7 protein-coding genes are annotated in these 8,440 nt (G+C 64.8%); 4 read left to right on the top strand and 3 right to left on the bottom strand.

The genetic code is table 11. The features are described from left to right. The first annotated feature begins 288 nt into the window (after window positions 1–288). Window positions 289–2,223: an asparagine synthase (glutamine-hydrolyzing) gene (gene asnB / locus ACWGE0_RS45445; RefSeq protein ID WP_452267060.1), complete on the top strand. Its 1,935-nt coding sequence runs from the start codon at window positions 289–291 to the stop codon at window positions 2,221–2,223. Window positions 2,224–2,290: 67 nt separating this feature from the next. Beyond that, window positions 2,291–3,562 (top strand): MFS transporter, encoded by a 1,272-nt coding sequence (locus tag ACWGE0_RS45440; RefSeq protein WP_452267059.1) that lies wholly within the window; start codon window positions 2,291–2,293, stop codon window positions 3,560–3,562. Here ACWGE0_RS45440 and ACWGE0_RS45435 read toward each other — a convergent pair. After that, on the bottom strand, window positions 3,546–4,328 hold the full coding sequence (locus tag ACWGE0_RS45435) for a hypothetical protein (protein ID WP_452267058.1): 783 nt from the start codon (window positions 4,326–4,328) through the stop codon (window positions 3,546–3,548). The genes ACWGE0_RS45440 and ACWGE0_RS45435 overlap by 17 nt on opposite strands. A 72-nt stretch (window positions 4,329–4,400) precedes the next feature. Here ACWGE0_RS45435 and ACWGE0_RS45430 point away from each other — a divergent pair, with 72 nt between their 5' ends. Beyond that, window positions 4,401–5,795 (top strand): APC family permease, encoded by a 1,395-nt coding sequence (locus ACWGE0_RS45430; protein WP_452267057.1) that lies wholly within the window; start codon window positions 4,401–4,403, stop codon window positions 5,793–5,795. On the opposite strand, the gene ACWGE0_RS45425 is transcribed toward ACWGE0_RS45430, so the two are convergent. Together ACWGE0_RS45425 and ACWGE0_RS45420 are read right to left on the bottom strand one after the other, a co-directional pair. After that, entirely contained in the window at window positions 5,796–6,515 is a 720-nt protein-coding gene (locus ACWGE0_RS45425) for an AAA family ATPase (RefSeq protein WP_452267056.1), read from the bottom strand. Further along, on the bottom strand, window positions 6,512–7,288 hold the full coding sequence (locus ACWGE0_RS45420) for an MBL fold metallo-hydrolase (protein WP_452267055.1): 777 nt from the start codon (window positions 7,286–7,288) through the stop codon (window positions 6,512–6,514). The genes ACWGE0_RS45425 and ACWGE0_RS45420 overlap by 4 nt, the downstream gene beginning before the upstream one ends. 38 nt (window positions 7,289–7,326) lie before the next feature. On the opposite strand from ACWGE0_RS45420, the gene ACWGE0_RS45415 reads away from it, so the two are divergent. Further along, a complete protein-coding gene (locus tag ACWGE0_RS45415) occupies window positions 7,327–8,238 on the top strand; it encodes an aldose 1-epimerase family protein (protein WP_452267054.1) in 912 nt (303 codons plus the stop codon). The last annotated feature ends 202 nt before the right edge of the window (window positions 8,239–8,440 follow it).

The following is an 8,440-nucleotide window of genomic DNA, read 5'->3' as shown; positions in this document are numbered from 1 at the left end:
GTGTCAAACCGCCGAAAAGCGTGGCGGTTTGACACCCCTGCCTGGTTGCAGCGAGTGCTGAGGCACGACTCGTGACGGGGACCCGCCCGGCACGCTGTTTCAAGACTTAAGGACGCCTCGGCTTCGCCTTCGGGACTGCTCGCCTGCGGCTTCGCTTGGGGCCTCGCCTGCGGCATCGGCGTGGAACCTTGCCTGGGGGTTGTGCGTCCTCAGGCTGCGGAAAGTGCTCGATTCGGGCACGGCATACTGGGTTTTCAGGCCACAGCTAGCTACGAGGTGCGATTTCACGTGTGCGGAGTGCTCGGACTCATCTGTTCCACCGAAGCCGCTGCGGCTTCCGCGCGTGGCTCAGTGGCCGCAGCGCTGCGCTGCCAGCGGCACCGTGGGCCCGACGAGCAGGACACCTGGGCTGATGCTGAGGTTGTGTACGGGTTCAACCGGCTGGGTTTTATTGACTTGGATCATTCCCACCAGCCGTTGGTGTGGGGGCCGCCGGAGAACCCGACGCGGTACACGTTGAACTTCAACGGCGAGATCTACAACTACAAGGAGCTCCGGGCTGAGCTCATGCGGAAGTTCGGGGCCCAGTTCAAGACGCAGGGGGATGGCGAGGCCATCGTTGCCGGGTATCACTACCTCGGGGCTGACTGGGTCAAGATGTTGCGCGGCATGTTCGCGTTCATGATCTGGGACGCGCAGGAGCGGGTGGTGTTCGGCGCGCGGGATCCGTTTGGGATCAAGCCGTTGTACTGGGCTGCTGGGCCTGGTGGGGTGGCGTTCTCGTCGGAGAAGAAGAGCCTTCTTCAACTGACTGGTGTGCTGGGGATCAGTCAGGAGTTGGACCAGACGGCGTTGCAGCACTACTTGGTGTTGCAGTACGTGCCGGAGCCTGAGTCGTTGCACAAGGCTGTTCGGCGGGTTGAGTCTGGGACGTCGTTCAAGGTTTCGCCTGGTGGGCAGGTGTTGTTCAACCGGTACTTCAAGCCGGTGTTTTCGCCTCGGCCGGTCAATGGCGAGCACGAGGCTGAGGCGTTGTACGAGCGGATTGCCGATGTCATGCGTGACTCGGTGGCCAAGCACATGATTTCTGACCCGGACGTGACGGTTGGGGCGTTTTTGTCCGGGGGGATCGACTCTACGGCCACGGCTACGTTGGCCAAGTTGCACAACCCGAACTTGATCGCGTTCACCAGCGGGTTTGATCGGCAGGGGTACTCGGAGGTCGATGTTGCCGCTGAGACGGCGGCGGCCATCGGGGTGCGGCATGTGGTGAGGACCGTGTCGCCGGACGAGATGATGGAAGAGTTGCCGCTGATCATCTGGTACTTGGATGATCCGGTGGCTGACCCGGCGTTGGTGCCGTTGTGGTTCATTGCTCGTGAGGCTCGTAAGTACGTCAAGGCCGTGTTGTCTGGTGAGGGTGCGGACGAGCTGTTTGGCGGATACGTGATTTATCACGAGCCGTTGTCGTTGTCGCCGTTCGAGAAGGTGCCGGGCGGCGTGCGGAAGTTGATGGGTGCGGTGTCGAAGAGCATTCCGGAAGGGGTGCGGGGGAAGGACCTGCTGCGGCGCGGTGCGTTGAAGCTCGAGGAGCGGTATTACGGCAACGCGCGCAACTTCAGTGACGCGCAGGTGCGGGCGGTGTTCCCTGGGTATGTCGAGGGGATTGGCTTCAAGGACGTCACGGCGCCCTGGTACCGGGAGTCCGAGGGCTGGGATCCGGTGGCGCGGATGCAGCACATTGACTTGTACACGTGGTTGCGCGGGGACATTTTGGTCAAGGCCGACAAGGTGACCATGGCCAACTCGATCGAGTTGCGGGTGCCGTTCCTCGATCCTGAGGTGTTCCGGGTTGCGGCTGAGGTGCCGTTGGACCAGAAACTGACGGAAGGTACGACCAAGTACGCGTTGCGCAGGGCGTTGGCGAAGATCATTCCGGCTCATGTGTTGAACCGGCCCAAGCTCGGGTTCCCGGTGCCGATTCGGCACTGGTTGCGGGCTGAGATGTACGACTGGGCGCGCGGGATCATCGCGGACTCGCAGACCGGGCATCTGCTCGACAAGAACGCGGTGCTGGAGTTGCTGGCCGAGCACAAGTCGGAGCAGTTCGACCGGTCGCGGCAGCTGTGGTCGGTGTTGTGCTTCATGATCTGGCACGGGATCTTCGTCGAGGGCCGGATCAGCCCGAAGGTGCCGGAGCCGGTCTACCCGGTTCGTCTCTGACCCACTCCTGAGTGGTCTTGGCGACACAGTCAGGTAAAGGGCTTGTTAGTTGCCATAGGCTAACGATATGGCCACTGTGGGGAGAAGCGCGCGCTCGACGTTCGTGATCGACACTCGACCGTTGAAGATCGTCGCTTATCGCCGGTTGTGGCTGTCCACGATCGTGACGGCGGTGGGCTCTCAGCTCACCGCCGTTGCTGTGCCCAAGCAGGTTTACGACCTCACCGGCTCGTCGGCGTGGGTTGGTATTGCCGCCGGTGTGGCGTTGGTGCCGTTGCTGGTGTTCGGGCTGTGGGGTGGCGCGATCGCGGACACCGTCGACCGACGCAAGTTGCTGCTGCTCACCAACATCGGCATCGCCGTGTCGTCGGTGTTGTTGTGGGTGCAGGCGGCGATGAACGTCGGCTCGGTGTGGCTGGTGATCGCGCTGCTCGGGTTGCAGCAGATCTTCTTCGCGGCGAACGCTCCGGCGCGGTCGGCGTCGATCGCGCGGTTGGTGCCTGCCGAGTTGTTGCCGTCGGCTGGTGCGCTCGGGTCGACGGTCATGCAGTTCGGTGCGGTTCTTGGGCCGTTGCTCGCGGGTGCGTTGATGCCGGTTGTCGGGTTGTCGACGTTGTACCTGGTGGACGCGATCGCGCTGGTTGTGACGGTTTACGCGGTGTGGAAGCTGCCGTCGATGCCGCCGCTGGACGGGGTGGTGCGGCGGGCGGGGCTGCGGGACGTGCTCGACGGGTTCGTGTACCTGTGGGCGCAGAAGGTGCTGATGGCGAGCATGTTGCTGGACATCATCGCGATGGTGTTCGGGATGCCGCGGGCGCTGTTCCCGGAGATGTCGCAGCACACGTTCGGCGACCCAGCAGGCGGTGGGTTCGCGCTGGGTGTGTTGTTCGCGGCGATTCCCGTTGGTGCCGTGCTGTGCGGGCTCACGTCGGGGTGGATCTCGAACGTCAGCCGGCACGGGGTCGCGCTCACGCTGGCCGTGGTGGGCTGGGGGCTCGCGATCATGGGGTTCGGCCTGGCCGGGTCGTTGTGGGTCGCGGCGGCGTTCCTGGCGCTCGCCGGGGCCGCGGACATGGTGTCCATGGCGTTTCGGGGCGCGATTCTGCAGTCGGCGGCCACGGACGAGATGCGCGGGCGGATGCAGGGCGTGTTCATCGTTGTCGTGGCGGGTGGGCCGCGGATCGCGGACCTTTTGCACGGCACGGGTGGTGCGGCGTTCGGCACGGCTGCGGCGGTGACCGCGGGTGGCGTGCTGGTGGTCGTTGCGGCGGTGGCGATGGTCGTGGCGCTGCCGGCGATCTGGCGCTACCGCGTGAGTCCCGTCAGTTCCGCTGACTGATCTCGTTCGCTGAGGGCTCGGCGATCTTCACGTCGCTACCCCAGTCGGAGAAGCGCGCCTCGTCGACGATCACCGCGTCCTGGAACCGGGTGGAGAACTTGATCCGGACCGGCAGGCCGGTGCTGTCCAGTTCGATCTCGCCCGCCGAGTTCGTGACGCCCTGGTCGAGCGCGAGCTTGATCTCGTTGCGCAGGTACTCGTCGGTGAGGCTGTCGTAGGCCTTCTGGTAGTCGACGGTGATCGAGTAGCGGGTGCGGTCGGCGACCTGCGTGGTCAGCTCGAGCTTGCCGCCCGCCTGGAGCACCGGCAGGTGGTACGTCGTGAAGACGGCCTGCTGGTAGATCACGTCGCGGAAGCCGAGCAGGGTGTTGGTGAAGTCGTCGGTGTTCTGGCGCTCCAGCTTCACCCACGGCTTGTCCTGCGGCAGACCGAAAACGGGCGGCAGCAGGACGAACGCGCTGTCCTCTGTGGTCGAGACGAACCGCAGCTTCTCGGCGTTCCCCCCGGTCTGCACCGGACGGGTGGTCGTCGTGTCGATGCTCGGGACGTCGCCCAGCCGCACCGAGCCGTTCGCCGCGGCCGTGACGCCGCCGGTGGTCGGTGGTTCGACGGTGAAGTGGTAGGTCTGCTTTTCGCTGACCACCTTGGACACCGCGGCCACCAGGCTCTTGACGTCCGGGTACCGGGTCGACTTGTCCGCCGGCGGTGACGACGTGCAGGCGGACAGCGCGATGGCCGCGACGAGCAAGGTTGCCGTGCGTTTCATGGTTACACCATATGGGTGAGGTACGGGCCCGTTCACGCTGGTACCCAGGCAAAACGGGCAGAATCTTCGGGCATGGCTGAAGCGACTCCACAAACGGAGCAACCAGAGCTACATCGGGCAATCGGCCCGAAGCTGCTGCTGTTCTTCGTCGTCGGCGACATCCTCGGTACTGGTATCTACGCGCTCACCGGCAACGTCGCCGGCAAGATCGGCGGTGCCCTCTGGCTGCCCTTCCTGCTCGCGTTCGTGGTCGCGTTCCTGACCGCGTTCAGCTACCTGGAGCTCGTGGGGAAGTATCCCAGAGCGGCCGGTGCCGCGTTGTACACGAACAAGGCGTTCAAGATCCACTTCCTGACGTTCATGGTCGCGTTCGCGGTCATGTGCTCCGGCATCACCTCGGCGTCGTCGGCGGCACTCGCGTTCGGCCGCACCTATCTGCGGCAGCTGCTGGTGGAGTTCTTCGACGTGGCGCTCAGTCCGGAGTCGCTCGCGATCACCGGTATCGCGATCGTCTTCATCGCGGCACTGGCGATCATCAACTTCCGCGGCGTGTCCGAGTCGGTCAAGGCCAACGTGGTCCTGACCTGCATCGAGCTGTCCGGTCTGGTGATCATCATCCTGATCGGTGCCTGGGCGGTCATCAACGGCGACGGTGAGCCGTCGCGGCTGACCGAGATCCACGTCCCGTCCGGCAGCAACGTGCTGCTCGCGGTCACCTCGGCGACGGCGCTCGCGTTCTTCGCGATGGTCGGCTTCGAGGACTCGGTGAACATGGCCGAGGAGTGCCGCAACCCGGTCAAGATCTTCCCGCGCGCGATGCTGTGGGGCATGGGCATCGCGGCACTGATCTACGTGCTGGTCGCGATCACTTCGTCGTTGCTCATCTCGTCCGAAGACCTCGCCAAGGCGGGCAGCAGCGCGTTGCTGAGGGTCGTCACCGTTGGCGCGCCCGGCTTCCCGCTGTGGATCTTCGCGCTGATCGGCCTGCTGGCCGTCATCAACTCGGCGCTGATCAACATGCTGATGGCGTCCCGCCTGCTGTACGGCATGGCGAACGAGAAGATCATCCCGAGCTTCTTCGGCGCGGTGCACCCGTTCCGCCGCACGCCGTGGATCTCGATCGTCTTCACCACCGGCGTCGCGGTGATCCTGGTGTCCACCGCGGACATCGGCAAGCTCGGTGGCACGACGTCGCTGCTGCTGCTGGTCGTCTTCACGATCGTCAACGTGGCGTGCCTGGTGCTGCGCAGGGAGAAGTCCGAGCACAAGCACTTCAGGGCGCCGACCTGGGCGCCGGTGCTCGGCGCGATCACCTGTGCGTACCTCGCGATCCCGTGGACGTCCGGCCGGCCGTTCGACGACTACAAGATCGCGGGCTACCTGTTGCTGGCAGGTCTCGTGCTCTGGGTGATCAACCGTGTCGCGCACGGCAAGCAGGAGATCCACCCGGAGAACCTGTCGAAGTAGCTAGTCCAGCAGGTGCTTCAGGAACCGGTCGGGCTCACTCAGGAAGTTCCGGGTGAGCGCGACCGGTTCCGCTGTGTCATAAGGAACTTCGTCGATTTCGCCGTCGGTGATCTCCAGGATCGCGGCGTTGCGCGCGGCGAGCAGGATCGGTGAGTGCGTGGCGATGATGAACTGCGAACCCTCGTTGACGAGGTCCTGCATGTGTCGCAGGACGGTGAGACAGCCTTTGACGGACAGTGCGGCTTCCGGCTCGTCCAGGATGTAGAGGCCTTTGCTGCCGAACCGGTGCGCCATCAGGTCCATGAAGCTTTCGCCGTGCGACCGCTCGTGCAGCGACTTCCCGCCGTACGACGCGAGAATCCCGTCGCCGATCCGGTCGATCTCCGTCGCGACGTTGTAGAACGACTCGGCGCGCAGGAAGAACCCTGTGCGGGGCTTCTTGATGCCCCAGCTCAGGGTGAGGTAGTCGCCGAGCGACGACTCGGTCGCCTTGGTCGCGAAGCGGAACGACTGCGTGCCGCCCTCCGCGTTGAACCCGGCCGCCACCGCGATCGCCTCGACCAGCGTCGACTTGCCGGCGCCGTTGTCGCCCACCAGGAACGTGATGGGTTTCGTGAGGTCGATCGGGTTCCTGGTGAGGTGCTGGACGACCGGGAGTGTGAACGGGTAGCGGTGGGTGTCGTGCTGTTCGTCGAGCCGGATCTGGCGGATGAACGTCATCCGAGCCGGGCCAGCTCTACCGGGTCGTGGGCGCAGAACACGTCGACCTCGTTGGTCTTCTTGAGTTCCTTCAGTCGTTCCACATTGGACAGACGCTGCTCGCGGATCGTCTCGGTCTGCTTGGCGGTGAGCTTGAGGGCGAAGATGTTGCTCGGCGGCGTCTCGACCTCGCCGCGGTAGAAGTACGCGTCGCCGGCGTGCAGCAGCCAGCGGTCCCCGGACTTGACGGCGATGCCCGTGTGGCCGCGGGTGTGGCCGATGAGCGGCACCATCAGGATGTCCTCTGGCAGGCCGGGGATGTCGCGGACGGCCTCGAAGCCGAACCAGTCCTCGCCCTCGGCCTTGTGGGTCTCGAAGGTGACACCCTCGCGCTGGGCCTTCGGATACCGCGCCCGTTCCTTGGGGCCCTTCGGGTTGGTCGCCGCTTCCAGTTCGGTGTCCAGCACGTGCACGGTGGCGTTCGGGAAGTCTCGCAGCCCGCCGGCGTGGTCCAGGTCGAGGTGGGTGAGCAGCACGTGCTTGACGTCCTCGGCGCCGTAGCCGCGCTTCTCGACCTGGTAGATCGCGGTCTCGTGGATGTCGAGGATCGGCTTGAGCAACGTGCGGCTGAGTCCGTCGATGGTGCCCTTCGGGTTGGTCACCTCGTTCGTGCCGAAGCCCGTGTCGACCAGGACCAGACCCTGCTCGGTCTCGATCAGCAGGCAGTGGGCGACGATCCCGCCCGCGACCAGGGGCGGGCGCATCGTGGCGCAGTTGAGGTGATGAACCTTCATGGGCAGATCCTTCCGTTGGCCCCGTAGGCTTCAGCCTCATGTTGGGGATCTCGTACGAGGGTGCCACCGCCGTGATCACGACTGTAGGCGCGGGCCTGCGGTCTTTCGAGGTGGACGGGGTTCCGTATGTGGAAACATTCGCGGAGGACGAGAAGCCGCCGATGAGCGCCGGCGCGGTGCTGGTGCCCTGGCCCAACCGGACTGCTGGTGCTGCCTGGGTGCTGGACGGGGTTCCGCAGCGGTTGGAGGTCACGGAGCCGGCTCGCGGGAATGCCATTCACGGGCTGGTTCGGCGGCGGCCCTGGTCTGTGTTGGAGCACACCGGGTCGTTGGTGTCGTTGCGGACGTTGATCGAGCCTCAGGCTGGGTGGCCGGCTGCTTTGGACGTCACTGTTTCTTATGCGTTGGATGATCGTGGGCTCACGGTTACGCATGGGGTTACGAATATCGGGGATTTGGCTACGCCTTTTGGGGTGGGGACTCATCCTTATCCGCGGGCTGGGTGGGCGGCTACCGATTCGTGCACGTTGACGTTGGCTGCTACTTCGGTGTTGCCGCTGGATGTTGAGCGGATGGTGCCGTCTGGGGTGGCTGAGTCTGTTGAGGGGACTGCTTATGACTTCCGTGGGGGGAGGTCGTTGGCTGGGGTGCATCTGGACACGCCGTTTGGGGGGTGTGAGCCTGGTGAGGACGGGTTGGTGCATCACTCGTTGGTTGCTGATGATGGTGGGGCTGGAGCTGGGGCTGGGGCTGGGGTTGAGGTTTGGGCGGATCCGGAGTTTCGGTGGGTGCAGGTTTACACGCCGGATTCTTATCCTGGTCGGGGGCGGGCTGTGGCGGTTGAGCCGATGACTTGTCCGCCGGATGCTTTGAATTCTGGGGTGGATTTGATTTGGGTTGCGCCTGGGGAGTCTTGGGGGGCTCGGTGGGGGATTCGGCCGTTGGGCTGACGCCTGTTGCGTAGGTGGTTGGGTTGGGTGCGTTGGTTCCTGTTTAGGGATTTCGGGGCTCCGCCCCGGACCCCGCCAATCTGATCAAGGACCGGTTCCACGCCGCACGCGGGTTGATGGCACGCCTGTTGCGTTGGGCGGAGTTGCGTTGCGTGGGTGGTGCGGTTCGGGTGGGTGGTCCCGTCACAAGTCGGGCCAGAGC

This window comes from Lentzea sp. NPDC054927, assembly GCF_053610285.1.
The sequence above is the reverse complement of the archived record's forward strand: the minus strand, read 5'-3'. Positions and strand labels throughout refer to the sequence as shown.